The sequence below is a fragment of the Sulfitobacter sp. genome, assembly GCF_036961165.1.
Lineage (GTDB): Bacteria > Pseudomonadota > Alphaproteobacteria > Rhodobacterales > Rhodobacteraceae > Sulfitobacter.
Window position 1 is genome coordinate 108,746 of the sequence record NZ_JBALVJ010000004.1, and the last position, 24,950, is coordinate 133,695.

At 58.7% G+C, this 24,950-nt stretch carries 26 protein-coding genes; 5 read left to right on the plus strand and 21 right to left on the minus strand.

All coding sequences use genetic code 11. From position 1 onward, the window contains the following. Window positions 1-101: 101 nt before the first annotated feature. A complete protein-coding gene (locus V7730_RS03915; RefSeq protein WP_335746279.1) occupies window positions 102-1,778 on the minus strand; it encodes a formate--tetrahydrofolate ligase in 1,677 nt (558 codons plus the stop codon). 228 nt (window positions 1,779-2,006) lie between these two features. On the opposite strand from V7730_RS03915, the gene V7730_RS03920 reads away from it, so the two are divergent. Both V7730_RS03920 and V7730_RS03925 read left to right on the plus strand, forming a co-directional pair. Continuing rightward, complete coding sequence (locus V7730_RS03920; protein ID WP_335746280.1) at window positions 2,007-2,411, plus strand: c-type cytochrome; 405 nt, start codon at window positions 2,007-2,009, stop codon at window positions 2,409-2,411. A gap of 165 nt (window positions 2,412-2,576) precedes the next feature. Then, a complete protein-coding gene (locus tag V7730_RS03925; protein WP_335746281.1) occupies window positions 2,577-3,173 on the plus strand; it encodes a CatB-related O-acetyltransferase in 597 nt (198 codons plus the stop codon). Window positions 3,174-3,179: 6 nt separating this feature from the next. Here the strand turns inward: V7730_RS03925 and V7730_RS03930 are convergent, their stop codons facing one another. The 14 genes from V7730_RS03930 to ruvC form a co-directional block, all read right to left on the minus strand. Beyond that, window positions 3,180-3,767 carry an MOSC domain-containing protein gene (locus V7730_RS03930; RefSeq protein ID WP_335746314.1) on the minus strand — a complete coding sequence of 196 codons (588 nt, stop codon included), beginning with the start codon at window positions 3,765-3,767 and terminating at the stop codon, window positions 3,180-3,182. Between the two features lie 104 nt (window positions 3,768-3,871). Continuing rightward, window positions 3,872-5,794, minus strand: coding sequence for an ATP-dependent zinc metalloprotease FtsH (gene ftsH, locus V7730_RS03935; protein WP_335746282.1), 1,923 nt, complete (start codon window positions 5,792-5,794; stop codon window positions 3,872-3,874). 88 nt (window positions 5,795-5,882) lie between these two features. Beyond that, window positions 5,883-7,181, minus strand: a complete 1,299-nt coding sequence (gene tilS / locus V7730_RS03940; protein ID WP_335746283.1) for a tRNA lysidine(34) synthetase TilS — start codon at window positions 7,179-7,181, stop codon at window positions 5,883-5,885. After that, window positions 7,135-7,950, minus strand: a complete 816-nt coding sequence (gene ybgF / locus V7730_RS03945; RefSeq protein ID WP_335746284.1) for a tol-pal system protein YbgF — start codon at window positions 7,948-7,950, stop codon at window positions 7,135-7,137. The genes tilS and ybgF overlap by 47 nt, the downstream gene beginning before the upstream one ends. A gap of 11 nt (window positions 7,951-7,961) precedes the next feature. Continuing rightward, on the minus strand, window positions 7,962-8,483 hold the full coding sequence (gene pal, locus V7730_RS03950) for a peptidoglycan-associated lipoprotein Pal (protein WP_335746285.1): 522 nt from the start codon (window positions 8,481-8,483) through the stop codon (window positions 7,962-7,964). Between the two features lie 68 nt (window positions 8,484-8,551). Next, complete coding sequence (gene tolB, locus V7730_RS03955) at window positions 8,552-9,853, minus strand: Tol-Pal system beta propeller repeat protein TolB (RefSeq protein WP_335746315.1); 1,302 nt, start codon at window positions 9,851-9,853, stop codon at window positions 8,552-8,554. A 229-nt stretch (window positions 9,854-10,082) separates the two neighbouring features. Further along, window positions 10,083-11,186, minus strand: coding sequence for an energy transducer TonB (locus V7730_RS03960; protein ID WP_335746286.1), 1,104 nt, complete (start codon window positions 11,184-11,186; stop codon window positions 10,083-10,085). Between the two features lie 3 nt (window positions 11,187-11,189). Then, entirely contained in the window at window positions 11,190-11,663 is a 474-nt protein-coding gene (tolR, locus tag V7730_RS03965) for a protein TolR (protein ID WP_335746287.1), read from the minus strand. Between the two features lie 3 nt (window positions 11,664-11,666). Further along, window positions 11,667-12,362, minus strand: coding sequence for a protein TolQ (tolQ, locus tag V7730_RS03970; protein WP_335746288.1), 696 nt, complete (start codon window positions 12,360-12,362; stop codon window positions 11,667-11,669). A gap of 109 nt (window positions 12,363-12,471) precedes the next feature. Then, window positions 12,472-12,858, minus strand: a complete 387-nt coding sequence (gene ybgC, locus V7730_RS03975; protein ID WP_335746289.1) for a tol-pal system-associated acyl-CoA thioesterase — start codon at window positions 12,856-12,858, stop codon at window positions 12,472-12,474. Next, window positions 12,855-13,484, minus strand: coding sequence for a hypothetical protein (locus V7730_RS03980; RefSeq protein ID WP_335746290.1), 630 nt, complete (start codon window positions 13,482-13,484; stop codon window positions 12,855-12,857). The genes ybgC and V7730_RS03980 overlap by 4 nt, the downstream gene beginning before the upstream one ends. Window positions 13,485-13,533: 49 nt before the next feature. Further along, the gene (ruvB, locus tag V7730_RS03985) at window positions 13,534-14,553 is read right to left on the minus strand and encodes a Holliday junction branch migration DNA helicase RuvB (protein ID WP_335746291.1); all 1,020 of its coding nucleotides are present in this window, start codon (window positions 14,551-14,553) and stop codon (window positions 13,534-13,536) included. A gap of 45 nt (window positions 14,554-14,598) precedes the next feature. After that, window positions 14,599-15,261, minus strand: coding sequence for a Holliday junction branch migration protein RuvA (gene ruvA / locus V7730_RS03990; protein ID WP_335746292.1), 663 nt, complete (start codon window positions 15,259-15,261; stop codon window positions 14,599-14,601). Next, the gene (gene ruvC / locus V7730_RS03995; protein ID WP_335746316.1) at window positions 15,258-15,764 is read right to left on the minus strand and encodes a crossover junction endodeoxyribonuclease RuvC; all 507 of its coding nucleotides are present in this window, start codon (window positions 15,762-15,764) and stop codon (window positions 15,258-15,260) included. Before ruvC ends, ruvA begins: the two co-directional genes overlap by 4 nt. Window positions 15,765-16,111: 347 nt before the next feature. Between ruvC and V7730_RS04000 the strand changes: the two genes are divergently transcribed. Beyond that, complete coding sequence (locus V7730_RS04000; protein WP_335746293.1) at window positions 16,112-16,330, plus strand: DUF1127 domain-containing protein; 219 nt, start codon at window positions 16,112-16,114, stop codon at window positions 16,328-16,330. 254 nt (window positions 16,331-16,584) lie between these two features. Here V7730_RS04000 and V7730_RS04005 read toward each other — a convergent pair whose 3' ends face one another. The 6 genes from V7730_RS04005 to V7730_RS04030 form a co-directional block, all read right to left on the minus strand. Then, entirely contained in the window at window positions 16,585-16,932 is a 348-nt protein-coding gene (locus V7730_RS04005) for a hypothetical protein (protein WP_335746294.1), read from the minus strand. 110 nt (window positions 16,933-17,042) lie between these two features. Beyond that, on the minus strand, window positions 17,043-17,915 hold the full coding sequence (locus V7730_RS04010) for a 50S ribosomal protein L11 methyltransferase (protein WP_335746295.1): 873 nt from the start codon (window positions 17,913-17,915) through the stop codon (window positions 17,043-17,045). Then, complete coding sequence (locus V7730_RS04015) at window positions 17,916-18,776, minus strand: MATE family efflux transporter (protein WP_335746296.1); 861 nt, start codon at window positions 18,774-18,776, stop codon at window positions 17,916-17,918. Then, window positions 18,773-19,051 (minus strand): MATE family efflux transporter, encoded by a 279-nt coding sequence (locus V7730_RS04020; RefSeq protein WP_335746297.1) that lies wholly within the window; start codon window positions 19,049-19,051, stop codon window positions 18,773-18,775. The genes V7730_RS04015 and V7730_RS04020 overlap by 4 nt, the downstream gene beginning before the upstream one ends. Before the next feature lie 255 nt (window positions 19,052-19,306). Then, window positions 19,307-20,539, minus strand: a complete 1,233-nt coding sequence (locus V7730_RS04025; RefSeq protein ID WP_335746298.1) for an MFS transporter — start codon at window positions 20,537-20,539, stop codon at window positions 19,307-19,309. A gap of 126 nt (window positions 20,540-20,665) precedes the next feature. Beyond that, window positions 20,666-22,849 (minus strand): primosomal protein N', encoded by a 2,184-nt coding sequence (locus tag V7730_RS04030; protein WP_335746317.1) that lies wholly within the window; start codon window positions 22,847-22,849, stop codon window positions 20,666-20,668. Between the two features lie 437 nt (window positions 22,850-23,286). Here V7730_RS04030 and V7730_RS04035 point away from each other — a divergent pair, with 437 nt between their 5' ends. Both V7730_RS04035 and V7730_RS04040 read left to right on the plus strand, forming a co-directional pair. Then, window positions 23,287-23,994, plus strand: coding sequence for a DUF484 family protein (locus V7730_RS04035; protein WP_335746299.1), 708 nt, complete (start codon window positions 23,287-23,289; stop codon window positions 23,992-23,994). Continuing rightward, window positions 23,982-24,929 (plus strand): tyrosine recombinase XerC, encoded by a 948-nt coding sequence (locus tag V7730_RS04040; RefSeq protein WP_335746300.1) that lies wholly within the window; start codon window positions 23,982-23,984, stop codon window positions 24,927-24,929. The genes V7730_RS04035 and V7730_RS04040 overlap by 13 nt, the downstream gene beginning before the upstream one ends. The last annotated feature ends 21 nt before the right edge of the window (window positions 24,930-24,950 follow it).

Here is a 24,950-nt window from a genome sequence, read left to right on the forward strand (position 1 = left end):
GCCCCGCGCCCCTCATTCTTGTGTTGCCGTTAAACTCTGGCCCTAAACCAAAGTGGGAGAGGGGTCACCCCTTCCCCCACCTATCCACTGTCCTGTTAGGATCAGAACAATCCTTCAACCTCACCGTCAGCGTTCAGCTTGATGTTTTCTGCCGATGGTACGCGTGGCAGGCCCGGCATGGTCATGATCTCACCGCAGATTGCCACGATGAAACCGGCGCCCGCGCTCAGGCGCACTTCGCGAACAGGGATGTTGAACCCCGTTGGCGCGCCACGGAGTTCGGGATCAGTGGTAAAGCTGTACTGCGTCTTGGCCATACAGACCGGCAGATTGCCATAGCCCTGCTCTTCCCAGTCGGCCAACTGCCTGAGGATTTTGTTGTCCATCACAGCCGCGTCCGCGCGGTAGATCTTTGTCGCAATCGTGTTGATCTTGTCCGCAAGGCTCATCTCGTCGGGGTAGATCGGCGCGAAGTTGGCCTCACCCTTCTCGATGATCTCAACCACTTTAGTGGCCAGATCAGCGGACCCTTCAGAGCCCAACTCCCAGTGGCGCGATAGCACCGCTTCGGAGCCTTGGGTCGCCACATAGTCCTTGACCGCCTGCACTTCGGCATCGGTATCCGTGACAAAATGGTTAATCGCCACGACGACTGGCACGCCAAAAGATTTGAGGTTTTCGATGTGACGGCCAAGGTTGGCACAACCGCTTTGCACGGCCGCGACATCCTCATTTCCCAGATCGGCCTTGGCTACGCCACCGTTCATCTTCATCGCGCGCACAGTGGCAACCAGAACAACTGCGGAAGGTGCAAGGCCCGCCTTACGGCATTTGATGTTGAGGAACTTTTCAGCACCCAGATCGGCACCAAAGCCAGCTTCGGTGACCACATAGTCAGCCAGTTTCAGGGCAGTGGTTGTCGCGATGACAGAGTTACAGCCGTGCGCGATGTTGGCAAAGGGACCGCCATGCACAAAGGCAGGGTTGTTCTCAAGCGTTTGCACAAGGTTAGGCTGCATCGCATCCTTCAACAGCACTGTCATCGCACCATCTGCTTTGATGTCACGGGCAAAAACCGGCGTGCGGTCACGGCGGTAGGCCACGATCATGTCACCCAGACGCTTTTGCAGGTCCTCAAGGTTCTTTGACAGACACAAGATCGCCATGACTTCGGAGGCCACGGTGATGTCAAAGCCCGTCTCACGCGGGAAGCCATTAGCCACGCCACCAAGGCTGGTGGTGATCTGGCGCAGGGCGCGGTCGTTCATGTCGACAACACGGCGCCACACAACACGGCGGGTGTCGATATCCAGCTCGTTGCCCCAGTAGATGTGGTTGTCGATCATCGCGCTCAGCAGCGAGTGCGCCGATGTGATGGCGTGGAAGTCGCCAGTGAAGTGCAGGTTCATCTCTTCCATCGGGACGATCTGTGCGTAACCGCCGCCTGCGGCTCCGCCCTTCATGCCGAAGTTTGGCCCAAGCGATGCTTCACGGATGCACACAGCCGCGTTCTTCCCGATGCGGTTCAGGCCATCGCCTAGACCCACAGTAGTGGTCGTCTTGCCCTCGCCCGCAGGGGTCGGGTTAATCGCGGTCACAAGGATTAGTTTGCCATCGGGGCGATCCTGTACGGAGTTGATGAACGACTGGCTCACTTTCGCCTTGTCGTGACCGTAGGGCAGCAGATCGTCGCTGGAGATACCCAGCTTTGCGCCGATCTCCAGAATGGGTTTCTTGGACGCTTCACGCGCGATTTGGATGTCAGTCTTGAAAGCCATGGTAATCCCCGTTGTGAGCCGCTTGGGCTTGTTCTAGCCGATGCATACAAGGGCGCGCCACCGGGACAGGTCTGGATAACGACATTTCTGCCTTCCCTTGCGGCGTTGGACGATTGCAGCGTTTCTTTTAAGAAACCGCGGTCCCCCTTAAATGCCGCAAGGACGGCCATTGACCGCCGCGCGGCCATGTCCCAAGCTTGCAAGAACTTCAATATCTGAAAGCCTGATATGATCCGTTCTCTCCCTGTTATCGCCATGCTGGGTCTGGCGCTGTCCGCTTGTGCGCAACACCAGCCCCCGCAAGTGCGCGGCGCTGCATTTTATGCCAAGTACTGCACAAGCTGCCATGGCACATCGGCGCAAGGGGATGGTCCGATTGCCGCCAGTTTCCGCGTCCCGCCCGCGAACCTGACCCTGATCAGTGAACGCAACGGCGGGGTCTTCCCGATCGAAGACGTGATGGCGCAAATCAACGGCTACGAAGGCCGCCACCAATTCGGTGGCATGCCGGAATTCCAAAAAGATCTGAACGGCCCAGTCGTTGACTATGTGGCAGCGTCCGGTGAGGTCATCAAAACCCCAAAAGCGCTGATTGATATGGCGTCGTACCTAGAGAACATCCAACGGGACTGAACAATAGTACGTCAGGGCACCTAAGCCCGTTGATCCGCTATTTGCAGGCGGAGCTTGTTATCCACCGCCAGCATGCCTTCACGCTCGCCCCCGGCAATCACACCGTGCTTGCCACGCTCTGCAGCCCTGAAGGATTTGCCTACCAATCGCTCGGAAAGGGCTGACGTGAAAAACTATGTGCCAAGCAAAACGACCGTCGCGAAAAATGCGACGCTTGAAGCGCCCGTTCGGCTTTGTGGTGCATGCGACGTGCGCGAGCACTGCGAAATCAGGCAGTTTACCTTCGTCAATGACGGCACAACCTTTTTCCGCAATACAACCGTGGGGCGGTATTGCTCCATTGGTAAATCATGCGAAATCGGCGTGCCGGTGCATCCTGTTAACTGGTTGACCAGCAGTCCGGTTGCATTCGCCGCAAAACGCCACTTCCGCAATGAGGGTGACATTTTCCCGCAGTCAGAGTTCGAGCAGTACAAACCCACCACGATCGGCGCCGATGTCTGGATCGGCTCTCACTGCATCATCTCGGGCGGCGTGACAATCGGACATGGCGCGATAGTGGGCGCCGGGGCCGTTGTGACAAAGGACGTGGCCCCCTACGCTATTGTCGGGGGAACACCGGCCAAGTTACTCAGATACCGCTTTGACGATACGACAATCAAACGCCTGCTCAAAACGCAGTGGTGGACACTGGAGCCGGAGGAGATCGCAAAGCTGGATCTCACGGATGTGGCGAAAGCGCTGGATGCTCTGGAGGGGTAATGCCCCTTAGATCATCGTAGGTGCCCACATCCGCTGGTCCGGTATGTGTAGCCGCAAACGCTCGCCCAGTGTGAACACTCCCTCACGCTCGACCCACGCCGTCACGCCACGCAGGTCTTTGGCGGCGGATTTGAAGGCTTTGCCATAGCCGGGCATATCCGCTTCAATCTCGCGGGCGGGTAGCATGCAGGGGCGGTTTTCCATATCCACGACAATCGTCGCACCCGATGCCGCCTGAAGGCGGGAGGACGGCGGCACATGGGTGAAATCGGAAATACCCTCGATCACCAAAGTGGCCCCTGTATAGGAAGGGTCCAGCGTCTCTAGCCCCATCGCGGCGGCAATGACAGCGAGTTCTTCCGCACTCATAACACTCAATTGACGGGTGTTACGGATAACCGTGTCGCGGGGGTATTGTGACAGCACGCGGCTGCAAGAGGGGCGCGTCAAGCCGCCATGATCTTCGCCATCCGGCCCTGCAAACCCAAGCGTCAACACCTCACGCGGCACCGTTTTCAGGCCCGCCGCACGGTCCGGCACAACGCCTAGCCAGGTAATAGTTGCGTAATAGTCGGTGGGGATCAGTGCGGGCAGGGCGCTTCCTTTTTGGGCAGTGTGCAAGGGTGCCCCACAAAAGAAAAGGCCCCGCACGAGGCGGGGCCGATCATATTTTGTGTCGTCGGTTTCACACGAAGTGATCAGACAGAAGGTTCAGGCTCCATCCCGCCAGCCGGCGGGTTCTTTTTACCCTTTGCTTTCGGGATTGCCGTGACGCTAGGCGCAGAACCGCTATCGGGCTTGTCATCCTCATCTGGCTCTGTCGGTGGATTACCCGCCATCACGCGCTTGATCTCGTCGCCGGTCAGCGTCTCATACTCAAGCAGACCTTGTGCCAGACGCTCGAACTTTTCGGCGTTGTCTTCAATCAGCTTGTATGCACGAGCATAGCCCTCGTCGATGATGTGCTTCACTTCGGCTTCGATCAGCTCTTTGGTCGCCGCAGAAACGCTAAAGCCACCTGCCCCGCCGTTGGCTTGGTAGCCAGCAGCAGCTTCCTGGTAGTCGATGTTACCAACCTTGTCAGACATGCCGTAGCGCATCACCATCGCACGAGCTAGCGCACTCGCCTGCATAATGTCGCCCACAGGACCGGAGGATACCGAATCCGCACCGTACTTGAAAATTTCAGCCGCCTTGCCCGCCATGGTCATAGCAATCCGCTCTTCGGCTTCATCCTTGAACATTTGCAGCTTGTCCATTTCAGGCAGGCTCATCACCATACCCAAGGCACCACCGCGCGGAATGATCGTGGCCTTATAGACCGGATCACATTTCGGCAGCATGATACCAACGATCGCGTGGCCTGATTCATGATAGGCAGTCTTTTCCTTCTGGTCTTGCGTCAGCACCATCGACCGGCGCTCCGCGCCCATCATGATCTTATCCTTGGCAGATTCGAAATCAAGCATGGCAACAAAACGGCGGCCGAGACGGGCAGCGGTGAGAGCTGCCTCATTAACGAGGTTCGCCAGATCAGCACCAGAGAAGCCCGGCGTACCGCGCGCAATGATGCGCAGGTCAACGTCTGGGCCAAGAGGCGTCTTGCGCGCATGCACGCCCAAAATCTTCTCACGGCCTTTGATATCGGGGTTACCAACAGTTATCTGACGGTCAAAACGACCGGGGCGCAGCAGCGCAGGGTCCAACACGTCTTTACGGTTTGTCGCAGCAATGATGATCACGCCTTCGTTGGCTTCAAAACCGTCCATCTCAACAAGCAACTGGTTGAGTGTCTGCTCACGTTCATCGTTGCCACCACCATAGCCCGCACCACGTGAACGGCCTACCGCGTCGATTTCATCGATAAACACGATGCATGGCGCGTTTTTCTTGGCCTGCTCGAACATGTCACGGACACGGGACGCACCGACACCCACAAACATCTCGACAAAGTCGGAGCCCGAGATGGTGAAAAACGGTACACCCGCCTCGCCCGCAATGGCACGCGCCAGCAGGGTTTTACCCGTACCGGGAGGGCCCTCAAGCAGCGCGCCTTTTGGAATTTTGCCACCCAGACGGCTGAACTTCTGCGGGTTGCGCAGAAATTCCACGATCTCTTCGAGCTCTTCTTTAGCTTCGTCGATGCCCGCTACGTCGTCAAACGTCACACGGCCCTGCTTTTCTGTCAGCATCTTGGCTTTGGATTTGCCAAAACCCATTGCCCCACCTTTGCCGCCGCCCTGCATGCGGTTCATGAAATAGATCCACACACCGATAAGCAGCAAGATAGGAAGCAGCGAGACAAGGAATGTCTGCAAACCGCTTTCCTGCTGGCTTTCAGCGCGGAAGGGGACGCTGTTGTCGGTCAAAAGCTTGGTGACCTCTGCGTCCACCGGTTTGATTGTCAGATAATCATTCCCGTCGGACTGACGGAAGCGTACCTGCTCACCATCAAGGGTTACGTTGCTCACATTGCCATTCGTAACGGATGTTACGAAATCGGAATAGCTGATCTCGCGATTTTGCATCGTGCTGCCTGCGTTTCCGTTGAACAAATTGAACAACGAGAAAACAAGGATCAGCAATATGGCCCAAAATGCGAGATTGCGAAAATTGCCCAAGGAAAGTCTCCTGAATACATCTCAGCCAGAGGACAGCTCTGACTACTGCCCTAAGATAGACATGCACAGGCTCAGTTCAATGTCATAATTATGATAGAAGAAAGGCATCAGCGCCTCGCGCAAGCTCCCAACGCCAGTTTGGGCTGGTTTTGACGGCTGGTGAGGACAAAAGCGTGTCACCATGCCACAGGCCAGGATGGCTAAGAAGCACACCGCGCGGCAGACCCAGTTCACGCCAATTACTGCATTTTTTCAATCCATTAGATGAAATCGCGCGCAATTCAATTCGGTCTTCCATGGCTTGCCCATCTGAGGAAAAACAGCGCCAGCGGCCGTCCCAGAGGCCATCCGACTGTGCGACATGATCAGCCACCGCATAAAATTCGCGAAAAAGCCAACCGTCATCTTTTCGGCAAACAAGTGCGCATCCGGCGAGCGTTGTCGCCTCTCCCGCTGCCAGCGCCTGCATAAGTTGCGCAAGGCCGGCACGGCGGGGGGGATAGGGTGCGGGCGCGATCCAGTCCAACGCGCGGCGCAAAACGCGCCGCTGGACCTCGGGCGGATAGGTCGCGAATGCGTCCCGTCGCACCACAATTGCGCCGTGGACAAGACGCAGGCACTCCTGCGCGGCCAACGTGGCGTAGCTTTCCAGCGCATTGCGCGCCTCTGCCATATTCTCGGCCACCACGCCCAGACTTTCCGTATCAATTCCAAGAGCTTCCAATGCGCCCATCGCATGGCGTGCTTTAATGCGGTCAAAACGGGTGTCTTCATTACTCGGATCATCGATCCAATCGAAACCGGCGTCTGTCAGGAAGTCTCGGAGGGCCAAACGTGTGATGCCGAGCATTGGGCGCAACCAGAGCATACCTGCATCGTGACGACGTGGCGCCATCGCGGACAGCCCGTCTACGCCGGACCGGCGGCCAAGCCGCAACAAGACGGTTTCGGCCTGATCGTCTGCGGTGTGGCCCAAGGCTACAGCGTTCAACCTCTGCGATTTGGCCCAATCGGCCATCAAATGATAACGGGCTTGCCGTGCTGCATCTTGCAAGTTTCCGCTGCGGTCCCAATTCTCCCAACGAAATACCTGATGTTGCAACCCCATGTCCGCGCAGATCGCTGCGACATGTTCGGCTTCGGCGGCAGAGCCCTCGCGCAAACCGTGGTCCACCGTCACAGCTTGCAGATCACCGCCACGCCGCGCATAAATTCTGGCCAACAGGTGCAATAGCGCAAGCGAGTCGCCCCCGCCTGAAACAGCAACGCCCAGCTTTGCAGGAAGAGGAGTGCCAAGAGCCGCCTCAAGCGCGATCTCAAGCGGCTCTTGCGGCATCAGATTATGAACAGCCCAAAGCCTGCTGGCGGCTGGTCGCCTGCGCGACATAGGCGCTATCAGGGAAACGCACCGCGACTTCGCTCAGCGTCACACAAGCTTCACTGTTCTGACCAAGTGATCCTAGCGCGGAACCCAGCTTGAACAGGGATTCCGGCGCGTTGGGGCCAGCTGGTGACGCGCCGAAGCTGGCCAGATAGGCCCGTGCAGCTTCGCGGACATCGCCCATACCTTCCAGCGCGTCACCGCGCCGCAGGTAGGCGTCAGCAGCTAGCGGAGAGCCCGGGTAGGTCTGATTGAAGGTCGCAAACTGCTCTGCGGCGGCGCGAAAGTCACTGGATGCGAGCGCCTCCTGCGCCCGCTTAAAGTCGTCTTGCTCGCCCACGGCAAGCTGGCTGGTGTTGGCTTCTGCTGCGGGAGCGGGTGCAGGCGCTGTGGCCTGATCCGCACCACCCAAAGTGGTAGCGGAGCCAAGCGCGGAAATATCCCCGCCTTCCAGCTCCACTAAACGAAATTCCAAATCGGCAATCCGGCGGGTTCCGTCATCCACAATGCGGTTGATGCGGAACTCCAGTTCTTCGGTCTTAGACGTGACGCGGCTCAGCTCGCTTTCCATCGCGTTCACCCGATCAAGCACCGAAGCGGGCAGTTGTGCGCCCCCTGCGGTGCCAGTGGTGGCCAGCTCACGCTTGAGCTTGGTCATCTCCACATTGAGCACGGTCAGCTCTTGCCGGATATCAGCAAGGGTCTGTGCATCCTGGGCTGCGGCCCCCATAGGGACCGCCCCCAAAACAACGGCGAAAACAAAAGCAAAGCGCATCACGTGCTCCCTTAGCTGGTTTGACCACCGGCCAACACGGTCACCGCGCGGCGGTTTTTGGCGTAGCATGTCTGGTTAGAGCAGATCTCGATCGGGCGCTCCTTGCCGTAGCTGACAACCCGCAGACGCTCCACCGGCACACCTTTGGACAGCAGATACTCACGGGCCGAGTTGGCTCGGCGTGCACCCAATGCAAGGTTATATTCGCGTGTACCCTGCTCATCCGCGTGACCTTCGATCACGGCCTGATAGTCAGCGTTGGTCAACAACCAAGTTGCCTGCCCGTCCAGCGTAGCGCGGCCCGTTGCGGTCAATGAAGACTGGTCGACTTCAAACAGAACGCGGTCGCCCACAGTCTGGTTGAAATACGCGGTCGAGCTCGGGTCATTGGCACTACCAGGTACAACACTGCTCAGCGGCTGGCTGCCGGTTGGGTTCACAGGAAAGTCGGTATCGCCGCCAAAGCGGTTCGGGTTCGTACAGGCCGACAGCGCAACAGCTGCAACCAAAATGGTCATGGGGAGGAATTTCATCTGCTCGACCTTTCTAAAAGTCTTTTGTTTTCCCAAGGCTACCATAAGGCGGCCTGTCAGGGGAAGGGTTACTGCTGGAGCGGCGACCAGCTTGGGTCTGATCCGCCTTCCGGGGTTTGCACCTGCCGCAACACGCGGCCGGTAATGTCGACGGAGTAGAGCGATGACGCACCGCCCTCCCCTTGGGTTTCGCGGGTAAACATGATCACGCGACCATTAGGCGACCACGTCGGCCCCTCATCCAGAAACGATGCCGTGAGCAAGCGCTCTTCAGAGCCGTCGGTGCGCATAACGCCGATGTGGAAGCGACCTGCGTTTTGCTTGGTAAAGGCCACCAGATCACCGCGGGGCGACCAGACTGGCGTGCCATAGCGGCCATCGCCAAAGGAAATGCGTCGCGCCTCTCCGCCGCCAGCGGACATGATGTACAACTGGGGAGAACCGGAGCGGTCGCTCTCGAACACGATCTGGCTGCCATCGGGGCTATAGCTTGGCGCGGTCTCGATTGAGGGAGTGTTGGTCAGGCGCACCGACTGGCCCGAGTTGATGTCCATGCTGTGGATGTCGGTGTTGCCGCCTTGCGAGATAGAAAACACCACCGTCTGACCGGAGGGAGAGAAACGCGGCGCAAAGCTCATCGTGCCTTCGGCGTTTTGCAGCACACGGCGCTGGACCGACCCTATATCAAGCACATAGATGCGGGGAAAGCCGCTCTCATAACTGGTGTAGAGCACGCGGTCACCCGAAGGCGAGAAACGCGGCGCAAGAACAATCGAGCTGCTGTCGGTCAGGAAACGCACATTAGCGCCGTCATAATCCATGATAGCCAAACGCTTTTTGCGGTCGTCCTTTGGGCCTGTTTCAGAGACGTAGACCACGCGGCTGTCGAAATAGCCGCCCTCGCCGGTGATCCGGCTATAGACTTCGTCAGCGACTTTGTGGGCCATGCGGCGCCAGCCCTCGGTGGTGCCGGAAAATTGCAGCCCCTCACCCAGATTGGTGCCTGACACCACATCATAAACGCGGAATTTGACGTTTATGCTGTTGCCGGAGACTGAAACAGCACCCGTGACCAACGCCTGCGCATTGATCGCTTTCCAGTCAGGGAAAGAAACAGGTGCGTTGAAGTCATTGTATTGCGCGATAAAGGCCGAGCTGGGAATTTCGCGGAAGACGCCAGTGCCTTGCAAGTCAGCCGCAATCACCCGCGCCAGATCAGAGGCAAGCTGCCCCGCATCGCCGGTTTCAGCCTGAAAGCCGGGAACGGCGAAAGGCAGGGGTTGAATAATCCCTTCCTCGATCGTGATGCGCAACGGCCCCTGCTGCGCCTGCGCGCCAGTGGCAAAGCCCAAGGCACATACAAGCGCCATACAAATACTCAAGTACTTCATCGCAAAATCGTCCTTTCAGGATTGAACGTTAGTTCAATATTCCGCCATTGTTCGTATTTCTCAAAGGGGAGAGTGCATTCCCCGTTCCCACAGCGCAAAACCGCTCGCTTCGCGGCGGCGGATGCTTGCGCAATGCTCTCACGCTTTGACGATAACATAACCGAGTCTGCCTCAGGCGTGGCATCACGGTCCAGTGAAAAGGCGACCCTCATCGAATGCGCATCCGCTCTGGGTTAAAAGTCATCTCGATCTCTTGCCACTGGCCATACTTTTCAACAGGCAGCGGAAAGCCGCCTTTCTGGCATAGCAGGATCGCACGTCGTGCCGCGCCGAAGGCCGCATCGGCAGTTGAGGAATCGCCCCCCTCGCTCGCGATCATCCGCAGCGAAGATCCAACCACCTTGCCGTCCTGCGTCATGTTCATGGCGATGGTCACCGTGGTCTGCGCCCAACGCGCGCCGGGATCGACGTTCCAGCAAGCCTGCACCGCAAGCCGCAGCGCATCCTTTTCGCCTGATGACATCGGCGGGCCGCTTGGCGCAGACGCCGTGGCCGAGCTCATCGCCGCTTCAAGTGCTGCCTGCACGGCTGCATCATCCACAGTACTGGTGTCCTGCGTGGGCGCGGCAGGTGCAGGTGTCTCTACTGTCCGCGTGGGTGCCGGCGCTGAAGGTCTGCGCGCAGGCGGTCTCATGGATGCCGTGGGTGACGCCGCGGGAGGCTGCGCAGCCTCTGTCACGATGCGGCCGGAGGCTTCTGGTGTTTGTGTCACCTCGCGCGGTTGTTCGACTGTTTCGCCTGTTTCTTCAGGAGCGACAGCTTCTTGCGGCGCAGGTTCCTGCACAGCTGCCGGTTCGGGACGAGGTGCGGGAGTGGGCGCGACTACCTCAGCCGGCCGCTCAATGGGTCGGGGCGATACAGGGGCGTCCTGCACTGTCACTTCGGCGGGTGGTTCAGGCAACTCGGGTGCCGCTTCGGACACTTCTGGCGCGACCTCTTCAACCGGCTCCGGCGCAGGCTCAGCGACTTCAGCTGGCGGTGGTGGTGCGACAGGTTCCGGGGGCGTCACGTCCACCTCTGGCGCATCCTCGGTAACCTCTGGCGCTGCGGGCGTTGGCGTTTCCGCAATCTCTACCGGTTGACGAGAAGCATCGACCAGCGCCTGAAACTCCTCACCCGAGATCATAGCGACTTCTTGCACCTCAACAGGATCGGGCCGCGAGGTGAACAAACCGCCAAACAGAATCCACGTGATGAGGGCCGCGTGCCCCACCCCCGATACGATATTGCCTGTTTTGCGCGCGCGCGACATCGGTTAGTTCCCGGAACCGTCCAGCGTTGGCCCACCAATATCGGTCACGAGACCGATGTTGGAAAACCCGCCTGCATTCAATGCGCCCATAATCTCCATCACAGCGCTGTAAGGCACCGTCCCATCTGCACGCAGAAAGACACGGTCGCCTTCACGCTCTGCGGCAACAGCGCGCAGCTTTGGAATAAGCTCTTCCCGCGCCGTCTCGGTTGTCATGATCTGCACAACCCCGTCCGCCGTGATGGTTACGGTCAATGGCTCTTCCTGCTCTGCTGGCAAAGCTTGGGCCGCAGTCTTGGGCAGTTCAACCGGCACGCCCACCGTCAATAGGGGTGCGGCCACCATAAAGATGATCAGCAGCACCAGCATCACGTCCACGAATGGCGTGATATTGATCTCAGATATCTGCCCCGCGCTACTGCGCCGCCTGCGCCGCCGGTTTCCACCGCCGCTTTTTGGCATGACACCGCCCGCCATGGCTCAGGAATCCAGTTGGCGGCTGAGGATGGTGGCGAACTCGTCGGCAAATGCCTCATACCCGCCAAGGATCCTGTCGCTGTCTGAATTGAGCTTGTTGTAGAATACAACCGCCGGGATCGCAGCCATCAAGCCCAAACCCGTGGCAAGCAACGCCTCGGCGATACCTGGGGCTACCACGGCAAGGTTAGTGTTCTGTTGCTCTGCAATCTCGATAAATGCGTTCATGATACCGAACACCGTCCCGAAAAGCCCGACAAACGGCGCGGTTGAACCTGTGGTGGCCAACACCGGCAGCCCCTTTTGCAGACGCTCTGCCTCTTTCGCGATGGCCACATCCATCGAGCGGTCGATGCGTGCTGTGGCGCCGGGAATAAGACCGCCGTCTTCGCGGTGCGAGCGGCGCCATTCGATCATGCCAGCGGCGAAAATCTTTTGCGCTGCGCCCTCTGGCTCCGACCCGATCTGGTCAAACAACCCGTCCAAAGGTTCACCGGACCAGAAGGCCCGGTCGAACTCTTCGGCCTCACGTTTGGCCGCGCGATACTGAATGGTTTTCTGGACGATGATGGACCATGTCCAAAAGCTTGCCGCCACAAGGGCCAACATCACCAGCTTTACGGTGAACGTCGCCTGGGCAAACATGCCCCATACGGTAATGCTGCCGCCAATTTCGGCCGCGATCAATGCTGTCTGCATGTTTGTGCTCTACTCTTCTGCCTCGGTCGGGCCTGTTCTCAGGCTCCATTTGGGGAGAATCTATCCCAGCGCAAGGTAAAAAGCGAGGGCCAAGCGCAGCCCTGCCTGTTCACGTTTCCAGCAGGCGACATTCCGCCGGAAGACGGACCGGTTTTCCGCTGGAACCAATACAGACAATCAGCACTTTTGCAGTGAAAATCAGCGCATCACCGCGCCAGACCTCTTGCGCCATCACCATGCGCGCAGAGCTCAGGCTGTCCAAGGTTGTGCGCACCTCCAACACGTCGTCAAAGCGCGCAGGGCTCACGTAATCCGCCTCGACGCGCCTTACGGCGAAGACGACACCTGCCTCTTTCATCGCAAGCTGGTCAATGCCGACCTCACGCACCCAATCACTGCGCGCGCGCTCAATATAGCGGAGATAGTTGGCGTAATAAACGATGCCCGCCATGTCGGTGTCTTCGTAATAGACGCGGATTTCTTTACGGTGGATCATTGAACGCCTCCTGCCTGCATCCGCGCATACAACCGCAGCGCATGGCTGCTGTCCATCGCGGCCGGTGGTAACACCGGATCATAGGCCGCACGGATCAACCCTGCCACATCGGGCCGCAAGATTGTGGTTTCCCCAGCCACCGCCAAGGGCGATTGATCACGGAAGGCCGTATCGGACCACAACAGATAGGATTGCACAATCTGGCTCAGCGCCAGTGTTTGCGCCGACACAGCGCTCAGATGCGCGTCCATGCGCAGAAACACAAAGCATGCCTTGATCGCCCCGGTCTCATCGAAGCGAAAAAACCTGTACTGGTTCGCGTCGATCATCGTGAGTTTCGCCACCAAGCCGTCCAGTTCAGGCACCAACCGATCCATCCCCGGCACATCCAGCAACTCAGCCCATTGCTCGAAGAAAAATACCATCAGATTAGAGCCAAGCTCCATATCCGTTTCGGCCATCTTGTGTCCGGCCAATGCCGCTACTGCCTCAAGCGCGCCTTTGACCACCTCCAAGGTCTCTTCCTGTACGCCAAACACCACAGGTGCAATCGGCCGCCCCCAGCGTGCAAATACAAATTGCCCGTCTTCACGCGTAAACAGCGCTTCAATCTGTTCCGGTTCCATTCTCTACCAAACCCTATTTCTTTTGGTCAAAAACATGCAAATCACACCATCAGCCAAACAAGCCTGAATCCCGTTTTGGCGGCTGCATTCCCAAATGCACCCACGCCTTCTGGGCCAGCATCCGCCCGCGCGGTGTGCGCTGGATCAACCCTTGTTGCAACAAGAACGGCTCGATCACTTCTTCCAAAGAATCGCGGGATTCGGACAACGCCGCTGACATCGTCTCGATCCCGACAGGGCCGCCCTGATAATTCTCGGCAATTAGCTTCAGATAACGGCGATCAGCGCCATCCAGCCCCAGATGGTCCACACCCAAACGTGTCAGCGCCATATCCGCCAGTGCGCGGGTCACGCGACCGTCACCTTCAACCACGGCAAAGTCCACGACACGGCGCAGCAGACGCCCCGCAATCCGCGGCGTGCCGCGCGCGCGCTTGGCGATCTCGCGGGCGCCGCCTTCGTCCGCAGGGGCACCCAATTTGCGAGCATTGCGTTCCACGATGATAAAAAGTTCATCCTCGGTGTAGAACTGCAACCTTGTCGGAATGCCAAAGCGGTCACGCAGGGGCGTTGTCAGCAATCCCATCCGGGTTGTGGCCCCCACCAGCGTAAAGGGCTGCAATTCGATCCGCACGGTGCGTGCCGCAGGGCCTTCACCGATGACCAGATCCAGCTCGAAATCCTCTAGCGCGGGATACAAGACTTCTTCCACCGCAGGATTGAGCCTGTGAATCTCGTCAATAAATAGCACGTCCCGCGCTTCAAGGTTGGTCAGGATCGCCGCCAGATCGCCAGCTTTTGCCAGAACCGGACCTGATGTCATCCGGAATCCCACGCCCAACTCTCGCGCCATGATCTGCGCCAATGTCGTCTTGCCAAGGCCCGGAGGGCCGTGGAACAGCGTGTGATCCATGGCTTCCTCGCGCTGTTTGGCGCTTTGGATAAACACCTTGAGGTTGGCGCGCGCTTCCGCCTGCCCCACGAATTCATCCAGCATCTGCGGACGCAAAGCGCGGTCAAAGTCCCCCGGCATCCCTTCGGGTCGAACTATCGGATCACTATCAATCATGCCGCCCCCAAGCGAAGAAAGCCCCAAGGGCCTGATCAGCGTACATTACTCTTTAGGTGCCAGAAGTTTCAACGCCGCACGGATCAACGTGGGCGTATCCGCGTCAGGCGCCTCACCAGCTGCGCGCGCAACTGCTCCGGCTGCATCACCGGGACCGTATCCCAGATTGGACAGCGCCGACAGCGCCTCTGACTGGGCGCTGGCATTAGGCGCTTCCACAGGAGCGCGGCGCGGTGTTGGCGTCTCTATCACTTCTGCTTCTGCGTCACCCATCGCTTGCGCGACCGTGCCCCCCATTGCCATCATCGCAGGCGCCTTGTCTTTCAGGTCCAGCACCACGCGCTGCGCAATCTTTGGACCAATACCCTTCGCCACCTTCACAGCGTTCCAGTCACCCAGCGCAATCGCGCGGCTGACGCCATCAGGGCCAAGCGCGCCTAGAATCGCAAGCGACGCTTTCGCGCCGACGCCTTGCACCGATGTTAGCAAGCGATGCCATTCCTTCTCTGCCAGCGTGGTAAAGCCGAAGAGTTGCATCAGATCCTCGCGCACCAGCAGGTCGGTATAGACCGCCGCAACTTCGCCGACGCCCGGCAATCCTGCCAAAGTCCTGTCCGAACAATAGACAAGGTAGCCAACGCCGCGCACATCGATCAGCACGTGATCCGGCGCGCGATATTCGATACGTCCGGTTATCTTTCCGATCATGCGCTCGCCCTCGCGACTGCTGCGGCGTAGCTGGATGCGCCGCCATGATGAGCGTGAGTGATGGCAATCGCCAAAGCATCTGCGGCATCCGGCCCCTCGAATTGCACACCGGGCAATTGCATCCGCACCATATGGGCTATCTGTCCCTTGTCGGCGTGCCCCACGCCCACAACCGTCTTTTTCACGTTATTGGGCGCGTATTCACCCACCGTCAGCCCCATCTGCGCAGGTACCAGCAGGGCAATCCCCCGCGCCTGCCCCAGTTTGAGCGTCGCAACGCCGTCCTTGTTGACGAATGTATGCTCTACCGCCGCAGTTTGGGGCCGATAGGTGACAAAAACACGCGTCAATTGCGCATGCAACGTGAGCAGCCGCTGGGCAAGCTCCATCCCCGTCTCTGAATGGCAGATGCCATTCGCCACATGGCTAAGCTTGCTACCGGCCACGTCGATGACGCCCCAACCCATGTTTCTCAGTCCCGGATCAATGCCGATTACCCTGATCATCCACCCATGCCTCTCGATATTGTTGCTTTTTGGGTGCAGTAGCACGAAACGCGAACATTGCCTACTTCTTTCCGCTCAGCCTCCGCTTGCGACCGACAATAGGTCGCTTTCGAACCACAAACGCTGCAGTGCAGCAAAATACACCATCCCATAGGCGGAAAACGACATTGTCTCCACTCAAATTTCACCGTAAAGATCGGTAAGTTAGGCCTTGAATGCTGCCATGCAGAAAACGCATAGCAGCTGTGCACGTCTGTCCCTTGCCTGAAGTTCTCACTCTGCCTATTTGGACATCAGAACGCTGAAGAAGTCAGCAAAAACTCTCACATAAAAGGACGGCTCCAATGGCTGCTTTTGACACCTCCCGCACCACCTATGGTGTTGCATCCTTCGCAAACCGTGCATGCGCATTTGTTGCCGACATGACAAACAGAGTGCGCGGATGGAATGGTGCCCGCATCACCAGCAAAGCGCTGGCAGGTCTGACCGACCGCGAGCTGGCCGACATCGGCCTTGAGCGTGGCGATATCGACTCCGTAGCTCGCAGCGCCCTGATCCGCTGAGGCGGATACAGACACTGCTGATAAACGAAAAATCGCCAAAGTTCTCGCAAACGCCTAGCATTGCGGGATATTGGCGGTTTCGCATTTTCTACAGACCGTCCCGTACGGTCAAGGGACATGAGACCAGAAATCAAATAGGCCGCGTCGGGAAATATCCGGCGCGGCCATTCTTTTTGCGCAAACTATACACGCGCACTAATCCGATGCGGCCGGCACACCCCCCCGGGAAGCCTGCCGCATTGGCAAATCGTAAATTAGTTAATCAGGTATGCTAGCTGATCCGCGATGAATTGTGTCGCTGGATCAACGGCCAAAGCTACAGCACCCCACTGCTCGACGATCGAGCCGCTCTGCAGGGTTTCAAGGCGGTAATTGTAGGTTTCAGCGCCATTTGCAAAGAGCATGAAGGCTTTGAAGCACAGAAAGCACAGAACCGTCAGGAATGCGCCCTTTACAGGCAGCCGCAACCTCATCGCCTTTTGCTTTGCAATGATGATGCCGTTCTTATCAACACGCGTGGTGTAACCGCGGCGAAGCAACTTGGATCGCTTTCCATCCACGTTGTTCAAACGCGTACCAAAATCTTCTCGTGTGTAAACCATGACAGTGGTCTTTCTCAACAACAGCCCCCACCGTTGTTAAGATATTCCTAACCAAGAAATGTGGCGGAAATGGGGCAAATGAGGCGAAATGAACTCAAATGGGTTATATTCTAGGTCATTCTCCGCAACACTATCGTCGTCCAGTCACCAATGCTTTCGCGGTGATGCAGATTGATGCCAGATTGTGCATAAACCTTGATCACCTCGTCAGCCTGCTCGTTCAGGATGCCAGATAGAATCGCATAGCCTTCGGGCGCCATAACGTCCGCCATGTCTGGTGCAAGCGCAATAAGTGGCCCTTTCAGGATGTTCGCGAACACCAGATCAAATGGGGCGGCCTGCGCCAGCGCGGGATGGTCAAAGCCTGCCGCCTCGACACAGCTCACGCGGCCTTCAAGGTTGTTGGCCACAACATTGGCCTGCGCCACATCAACAGCAACTTCGTCAATGTCTGACGCCAGAACCGGACCTTCCCAGATCCGCGCAGCCGCCATCGCCAGCACTGCGGTTCCGCAACCAATGTCGATAACGCGGCGTCCGACAAAACCGTCCTTTGCCAAACGGTCAAGCGCGCGCAGACAGCCTAAAGTGGTGCCATGGTGACCGGTGCCAAAGGCCATTGCGGCCTCAATCAGCAACGGCTCACAGTCGGCAGGCACTTTATCCGCGTCATGGCTGCCATAGACAAAGAAACGCCCTGCCTCGACCGGAGCAAGCTCACGGCGCACATGCGCGACCCAATCGGTTTCAGGCAGCTCCGAGACAACAAACGCTTTCGCGCCCATCGCGGCTGCCAAAACCGCCAGCGCCATCGCGTCGGGATCTTCCTCGAAATAGCCACCAACTTCCCACAGGCCCGAGCCGTCTTCCATCTCGAATACACCAACACCTGTAGGTTCAGGCGTCATGCCCTCCATCGCTTCGCCCAGTTTGTAGGCTGGCTCGCGGCCGGTCAGCGTGGTCAGTGCGGTAAAGGTAGGCATCTATCGGCTCCTGTGTCTGTCAAGGTTCGGGTATGGGGGCGGCGGTGTGACGTCAAGGGCTTCCGGCGCATCGACCTTCAGCCCCTTCACATAGAACCACCCCCAAGTCGCGGAAAGCGCGCCCACGGTGATCCCCGCTGCTGCCTGTCCGTATATCACGCCCGCGGTCCCAAACATGCCAGAGAACCACAGCGCGGCGGGCCTGCTGAGCACGCCATCCTTGGTCCAGTTCATCAGTGTTGAGCGCGCAGGCTTGCCAAGGTTGTTAAATGCGGCGTTAGAGACAAACAGCGCACCGAAGAAGATAAACCCGCCCACGCCAATCTGGGCGAAGGCCCGCAGCACCTCCGCGCCCTGCCCTGTCAGGCCAAAAGCTGCGATGATGTATGGAACCAGCGCTACGAATAGGCCCCAAGCAACCAGAGTATATAGAAAGCAGAAAATAAGCGCATCGCGATAGGTACTGCGCACGCGGTCCAGTTGACCCGCGCCAAAGTTCTGGCCAAAGATCCCGCTGATCGCACCTGACAGCGCGAAGATGCCTCCGAACGCCACCACGGTCAGCCGCCCGACAACCGCCCACGCCGCTACAGCGTCATCGCCAAAGGGTGCCATAACGATAGTGAGGAGATAGTTGCCGACAGGCGTGCTCATCTGCGTCGCTATCGCCGGCATCGCCACTGCGACGAAGGGCGCGCCGATGTTGCGCAAAGTGCTCAGGCGCGGCGTGTCCACCAAATGCATCTCATAGATGGCAAAACGTACCGCCAACGCCAGCAACGCAAAGCGAAACAGGACAAGGCCGATGGCTGCCCCGTCCAACCCCCAGCCCCAATAAAAGATCAGGAAGGGATCAATCACCAACAGAACCATGCCGGAAAAAGCGTGATATACATCGCCTTTGCCCCGTAGCCATCCGCACGCAAGGTGCCCGACATCACCAGTGCCGCTGACATTGGAACAAGGGAAGGAATGGTGATCGCAAGGTAGCGCGCGGCCAGCCTTGCGGTCTCTCCCTGCGCGCCGGCATAGCCGACCAGTTGATGCCAGAACGCAACGATCAGGGCGGCTACGACAACCAGTGTACTGGCCGCGATCACCACCGCAGCGCCAGCCTGCCGCCGCGCCTTTTTCACGATCACCCGCACCGATAGATCGGGAGACCACGGCAGTCGCGGCGATCATCAGACCCACAGCCACGGAAACCGAGAAAACCTGGACCGCATAGGCGAAACCAATTGCCGCCACCAACTGCTTGTCGCCCAACTGGGATACTCACAGCAAATTCGCCGCATCAACTATAAATACAAACTTGATCCCAAGCGCGCCCGTAGCCGTCATCCGCACCACATGCCCCAATGTGGACCCTGTGAGGAAGCGGCCTTGCGCGCTCACTCAGCCGCTTTCAGCCTGCGCGCGACAAAGACGGTCTCATTGCCCGCGTCCGGATGGCGCGGGATCAACGTGGCCAGCAGGAACGACACAAACGCCATACCCGCCGCCAGAATGAACACGGCCGCAGGCGATACCAGCCACAACAACCCGAGCGTCACCGGCAAGAACACGGCTGCGATGTGATTGATGGTAAAGGCAACCGCCGCCGTGGGCGCCATATCTCCCGGCGCGCCGATCTTCTGGAAGTAGGTTTTCAACGCCAGAGCCAGTCCAAAGAACATATGGTCTAGCACATACAGCGTTGCCGCAATCTGAAATCCCCAGTCAAAGAAGTACACACCGCCGTAAGCAAGGAACACACAGACCAAGCCGGTGTACTCGAACAACAGCGCGTTACGCTCTCCAAAGCGGCCGACAATCCGACCCAGCATAGGCGCGATCAGCATGTTGAGTACGAGGTTGATCAGATACAGCCCCGCCACCTCATGCACGGCAAAGCCAAACTTTTCGACCATCATAAAGCCGGCAAAAACCATGAAGATCTGCCGCCGCGCGCCGGACATGAATTGCAGCGCATAATAGAGCCAGTAGCGCTTGCGCAGCACCAGCCGTTTGATCTGCGGATGCGGGCTTTCATATTGTGGGAAGGCCAGCAGCGCAAAAAGCGCCGCCGCTATCGTGATCCCGCCGCCTGCCATAAAGACGGTGTTGTAGGTCAGGCCCAACGGCTCCCACAGGATCATGATCACAAAATACACAACAAACGTAGCAGCCGATCCTGTGGCCATCAGCCAGCCCAAAATTTGCGGCGCACGGTCACGCGGCAACCACTGCAGCTGCAAGGACTGGTTCACCGTCTCGTAATAGTGAAACCCGACGGAGCTGAGGAACGTGAGGATCATAATACCCGTAAGCTGCGGGAACCATGCCGTCACCGCAGTCGCGGCGCCCAGCAGGATAAGCGATACAAGCCCCAACACCTGCTCCCGCACGATAATGATCAGAAAAATCACTAGAAAGGCCAGAAATCCGGGGATTTCGCGCACTGTGTGCAGCAGGCCAATATCTGCCCCGTCAAACTGCGCCACTTCTTTCACAAAATTGTTGAGCAGCGCGTACCATGTGAAAAACGCAATCGGCATGGCCAATGCCATCACAAACAAAAGCGCAATAGGACGCCGCCAGACTGGTTGGTCCTTGGCATCATCGAGGGTCAAATACTCTATCATCCCTCCGCTTTACGCCCGCATCTTCCCAAAAGCGATACCAATTTTGCCGCTGTCTTGAACGACGCCGCGACGCGCACAGGGTCAGAGAAGTTTGCCCGTAAGCAGACGGGAAAAGTTCAATTTGGTTTAATAAAAGCTTTGCGGATCGATATCGACAGCAAGCCGTAAGTCACCCTTGAGCCTGATCTGACTCACCCATTTCGCCAGCGCACGTTGAAGGGCCACGGTTTTATCCGCCTTGACCAAAAGCCGCACGCGGTGGCGTCCGCGCACCCGTGCAATTGGCGCCGGCGCCGGACCATAAACCTGTGCGCCAACATCGCGTAACGCACGGTCATTGCGCGCCAGTTGATTGCCCGCCTCGAACACCGCAGCAATATCTGGCCCGCTGATAATGATGCCCGCCAGCCTGCCATAGGGCGGCATGCCCGCCTGTTCACGCTCTTTAGCTTCGGCCTTCCAGAAGCCTTCCTCGTCCCCCGCCAGAATCGCACGGATTACCGGATGGTCGGGTTGATAGGTCTGCAACAATGCCGCGCCGGGGGCTTCTGCACGCCCTGCCCGCCCCGCCACCTGCCGCATCAACTGGAACGTGCGTTCCGCCGCGCGCAGGTCACTGCCCGACAAGCCAAGGTCCGCGTCAATCACCCCAACCAGCGTCAGCTTGGGAAAGTTATGCCCCTTCGCCACCAGTTGGGTGCCGATGATGATATCCGCCGCCCCCTCGGCAATGCCCGCGATCTCTGCCTTCAAAGCACGCGCCGATCCGTACATGTCAGAGCTAAGCGTGGCGATCCGCGCCTCTGGCCAAAGCGCTGCCGCCTCTTCGCCGAGCCGTTCGACTCCGGGGCCGACTGCCGCCAGCTTGTCCACGGCCTCGCACGACGGACATGCCTTTGGCATGGGTTTGCTCTCGCCGCATTGGTGGCAGATCAAACACTTGAGGAACCGATGCTCAACCATACGCGCATCGCAGTGGTCGCAAGCTATCTGATGCCCGCAGGCCCGACACAGGGTGACCGGCGCGTACCCACGACGGTTGATGAACAACATTGCCTGTTCACCGCGCGCCATCCGCGCATCCACCTCTTTCTTGAGCGTCGGCGACACCCACCTGTCAGAGGGCAGCCCCTCACTGCGCATGTCGATCGTGCCCATGGCGGGCATCACCGCAGGACCAAAGCGCGAGGTCAGTTCAAGCTTGGCGTATTTTCCTGCCTGCACATTTGCCCAACTTTCAAGGCTGGGCGTGGCAGAGGCCAGCACCACATGCGCGCCGCAAATGGAGGCGCGCAGCACCGCCATATCACGCGCATTATACAGCACACCGTCTTCTTGTTTATAGGAGGTGTCGTGTTCTTCATCGACCACGATCAGGCCAAGGTTCTGGAACGGCAAGAACAGGGCCGACCGCGCACCGATCACCAGCTGCGCCTGCCCCTGCCCGACCATGCGCCAAATCCGCCGCCGCTCGGTCATGGTCGCACCCGAGTGCCATTCGGCCGGCTTCGCACCAAAGCGCGCCTCAACGCGGGTCAGGAATTCGGAGGTCAGCGCGATTTCAGGCAACAGCACCAGCGCTTGCCGTCCGGTCCGCAGGGCAGCGGCCACAGCCTCCAAATAGACTTCGGTTTTACCCGATCCGGTGACGCCGCGCAGCAAGGTGGTGCCGTAGCTGCCTGAGGCGACACCCTCTGCCAGCATCTTTGCGCCAGCCTCCTGATCCGCGCTCAGCTCTTTGCTCGGCAAGGCAGGGTCGAGGCGCGGATAGGGCAGATCACGCGGGCTGTCTTCTTCATGTACGACGTCCTGCTTCACCAGCCCTTTGATAACCGATGACGTGACGCCAGCCATGTCAGCCAGCTCCTTGAGCGTGAACGAAAGATCACCGTATTCGGCCAGTGCCTCCAACACCTGCGTGCGCGCCTTGGTCGCACGGTCCGGCTCTCCTGTGCCGCGCCGGTAGACTTTGCGCATCGAGGGCGGATCGCCCAAGCCCGGCGCACGGGTACACAGCCGCAGCATCGCACTGAGCGGAGTCAGTGTGTAAGCGGCGGATTTCTCTAGAAAGCTGACCATCTCGGCCCGCATGGGGGAGACATCAAGCACCCGCATGACCGAGCGGACCTTGTTATAATCATAATCCCCCTGACCCGGCCCCCAGACAACGCCGATGACCTTGCGTGGCCCCAGCGGCACTTCGACAAACGCACCCAGATGGCAGCCACCTTCGGGCGCCTTGTAATCAAGCGCACGATCCAACGGCTGTGTGGTCAGCACAGCGACCAACGCACCTTCATCGAAGAACATCTGTTGCGCCAAGGGGGCATCCTTATGGCTGAGCGGAACGGGGGGCAGCGGCGGCCGCATCTAGACTGCTACAGCCTGGCCAACATAACCGCCCTGCGCGCCATTCCAACCGCCAAGCGGCCCTGTCGCGGATTTTTCCCACCTTACGCTGGATAACCACGGCTGCTCTGACGACAGCCGCCCTTATTCTCAGGCCTTGCTGGCGAAAAGAGCGCGCAACTGTTCAGGGCTAAGCGGAAAAAGCTGTTGGGGCATATTGCTTTGTACATGTTCCATAGTACAAGCCTACTCCAAGCGACGCATAGAAATCAGGGGAATGGACAGCGCGCCCTCCCCCCACACGGCAAAATTGGCACGATCCCCTGCACTCAGGGGAGAAAAGAGCAGAAAAGATAAATCTGCCGTGCTATATAAAGTCAAAACAAGATGAGAGCAGCATGAGCAGCAGCCCAAAAATTGAAGACGCCCTTCGTGAGGCGATCATTTCGCAACCCGATGTGATTCTGGATGACAATGATCTCATGCAGGCGCTGATTGCGGCCAATGAGAAAGCGATGGGCGGTAATATCGTCGATCTGCGCGGCATCGCGATGGAACGGCTGGAGACGCGGCTTGACCGCCTTGAAGATACCCACCGCAGCGTCATCGCCGCCGCCTATGAAAACCTTGCAGGCACCAACCAGATCCACCGCGCCATCCTGCGGATGCTTGATCCGGTCGAATTCGAAACTTTCCTGCGTGATCTGGGTGGCGAAGTGGCCGAGATTTTGCGCGTGGATGCGGTCAAGCTGGTGCTGGAATCAGTTCAGAACGATACTGATCCAGCCGTGCAGCGCCTCGGTGCCGTATTGAGCGTGGCAGAGCCCGGATTTATCGACCGCTACCTGACCCAAGGGCGCGGTGGCACCGTACGGCAGGTCACCCTGCGGTCGGTTCAAGACGCGTCTGATCATATTTACGGACCCAATGCCGAATGGATCCGCTCTGAAGCGTGTCTAAAGCTGGACTTTGGCGCAGGTCGCCTGCCCGGCATGCTGGTAATGGGCGCCGAGGACCCGCATATGTTCGGCCCGCAACAAGGCACGGACCTGCTGGCGTTTTTCACCGGCATATTCGAGCGCTCTATGCGCCGATGGCTGTCTTGAGCGATCCGGCAAGCACCCTTGCCATCAGCGCCGCGGCGCGCGACGCCTTGCAAACATGGCTGGATCATCAGCGTGCCCTGAAAGGGGCTGCTGAAAACACATTGACTGCTTACCGCGGCGATGTGACCGAATTTCTGGCCTTTATCAGCGTGCATCACGGCACGCCGCATGGTCTGGGCGCCCTGGCAAAGATCACCGTTAGCGACATGCGCGCATGGATGGCCCAAACCCGTGGCACAGGCGTCGGCCCACGCAGCCTTGCGCGCAAACTCTCGGCTGTAAAAGCATTCTACCGCTGGCTAGCAGAGCGGGAGGGGTTCGAGCCGACCGCCGTTTTGTCCACTCGTGCCCCGAAGTTCACCAAGAAACTGCCGCGGCCTCTGGCGATTGATGCAGCGCGCGAATTGATCGACTGTGTTGAGACTCAGGCACGCGCCCCATGGGTTGCGGCGCGTGATGTTGCCGTGCTGACCCTGCTGTGGGGCTGCGGCCTGCGGATATCCGAAGCATTGGGACTGACAGGCGCCGATGCACCATTGCCGCAGGTGCTACGCATCACTGGTAAGGGTGGCAAAGAACGCGTTGTGCCTGTACTGCCAGCCGCCCGCGATGCGGTTGATACCTATTTAAAGGCCTGCCCGCATGCGAGCGGCCCAAAGGCACCCCTGTTTCGCGGCGTGCGCGGCGGGAAGCTATCCGCTGGAGCGATCCAGAAGGTCATGGCCAGTGCGCGCATGCAACTTGGCCTGCCCGCAAGTGCGACCCCACACGCGATGCGCCACAGCTTTGCCACCCATTTGCTGGATGCCGGCGGTGATCTACGTGCCATTCAAGAATTACTGGGCCACGCCTCTCTTTCGACGACCCAAGCCTACACCGCCGTAGACACACTTCGCCTGATGGAAGTCTACAACAGCGCCCATCCGCGCGCCTGATCCGTTTTCCATTTGATTGAT

Bases quoted from the DNA above. Each gene is read 5' to 3' on its own strand.
- tolQ (WP_335746288.1), bottom strand. From the start codon at position 12,362: ATGCAGACAGCATTGATCGCGGCCGAAATTGGCGGCAGCATTACCGTA.
- pal (WP_335746285.1), bottom strand. From the start codon at position 8,483: ATGAAATTCCTCCCCATGACCATTTTGGTTGCAGCTGTTGCGCTGTCG.
- V7730_RS04010 (WP_335746295.1), bottom strand. From the start codon at position 17,915: ATGCCTACCTTTACCGCACTGACCACGCTGACCGGCCGCGAGCCAGCC.
- V7730_RS04000 (WP_335746293.1), top strand. From the start codon at position 16,112: ATGGCTGCTTTTGACACCTCCCGCACCACCTATGGTGTTGCATCCTTC.
- V7730_RS03920 (WP_335746280.1), top strand. From the start codon at position 2,007: ATGATCCGTTCTCTCCCTGTTATCGCCATGCTGGGTCTGGCGCTGTCC.
- ybgC (WP_335746289.1), bottom strand. From the start codon at position 12,858: ATGATCCACCGTAAAGAAATCCGCGTCTATTACGAAGACACCGACATG.
- ybgF (WP_335746284.1), bottom strand. From the start codon at position 7,950: ATGCGCTTTGCTTTTGTTTTCGCCGTTGTTTTGGGGGCGGTCCCTATG.
- ruvB (WP_335746291.1), bottom strand. From the start codon at position 14,553: ATGATTGATAGTGATCCGATAGTTCGACCCGAAGGGATGCCGGGGGAC.
- V7730_RS04005 (WP_335746294.1), bottom strand. From the start codon at position 16,932: ATGGTTTACACACGAGAAGATTTTGGTACGCGTTTGAACAACGTGGAT.
- V7730_RS03980 (WP_335746290.1), bottom strand. From the start codon at position 13,484: ATGGAACCGGAACAGATTGAAGCGCTGTTTACGCGTGAAGACGGGCAA.
- V7730_RS03960 (WP_335746286.1), bottom strand. From the start codon at position 11,186: ATGTCGCGCGCGCGCAAAACAGGCAATATCGTATCGGGGGTGGGGCAC.
- tolB (WP_335746315.1), bottom strand. From the start codon at position 9,853: ATGGCGCTTGTATGTGCCTTGGGCTTTGCCACTGGCGCGCAGGCGCAG.
- tolR (WP_335746287.1), bottom strand. From the start codon at position 11,663: ATGGCGGGCGGTGTCATGCCAAAAAGCGGCGGTGGAAACCGGCGGCGC.
- V7730_RS03915 (WP_335746279.1), bottom strand. From the start codon at position 1,778: ATGGCTTTCAAGACTGACATCCAAATCGCGCGTGAAGCGTCCAAGAAA.
- V7730_RS04025 (WP_335746298.1), bottom strand. From the start codon at position 20,539: ATGATAGAGTATTTGACCCTCGATGATGCCAAGGACCAACCAGTCTGG.
- V7730_RS04030 (WP_335746317.1), bottom strand. From the start codon at position 22,849: ATGTTCTTCGATGAAGGTGCGTTGGTCGCTGTGCTGACCACACAGCCG.
- ruvA (WP_335746292.1), bottom strand. From the start codon at position 15,261: ATGATCGGAAAGATAACCGGACGTATCGAATATCGCGCGCCGGATCAC.
- V7730_RS04035 (WP_335746299.1), top strand. From the start codon at position 23,287: ATGAGCAGCAGCCCAAAAATTGAAGACGCCCTTCGTGAGGCGATCATT.
- tilS (WP_335746283.1), bottom strand. From the start codon at position 7,181: ATGTCGCGCAGGCGACCAGCCGCCAGCAGGCTTTGGGCTGTTCATAAT.
- V7730_RS04040 (WP_335746300.1), top strand. From the start codon at position 23,982: ATGGCTGTCTTGAGCGATCCGGCAAGCACCCTTGCCATCAGCGCCGCG.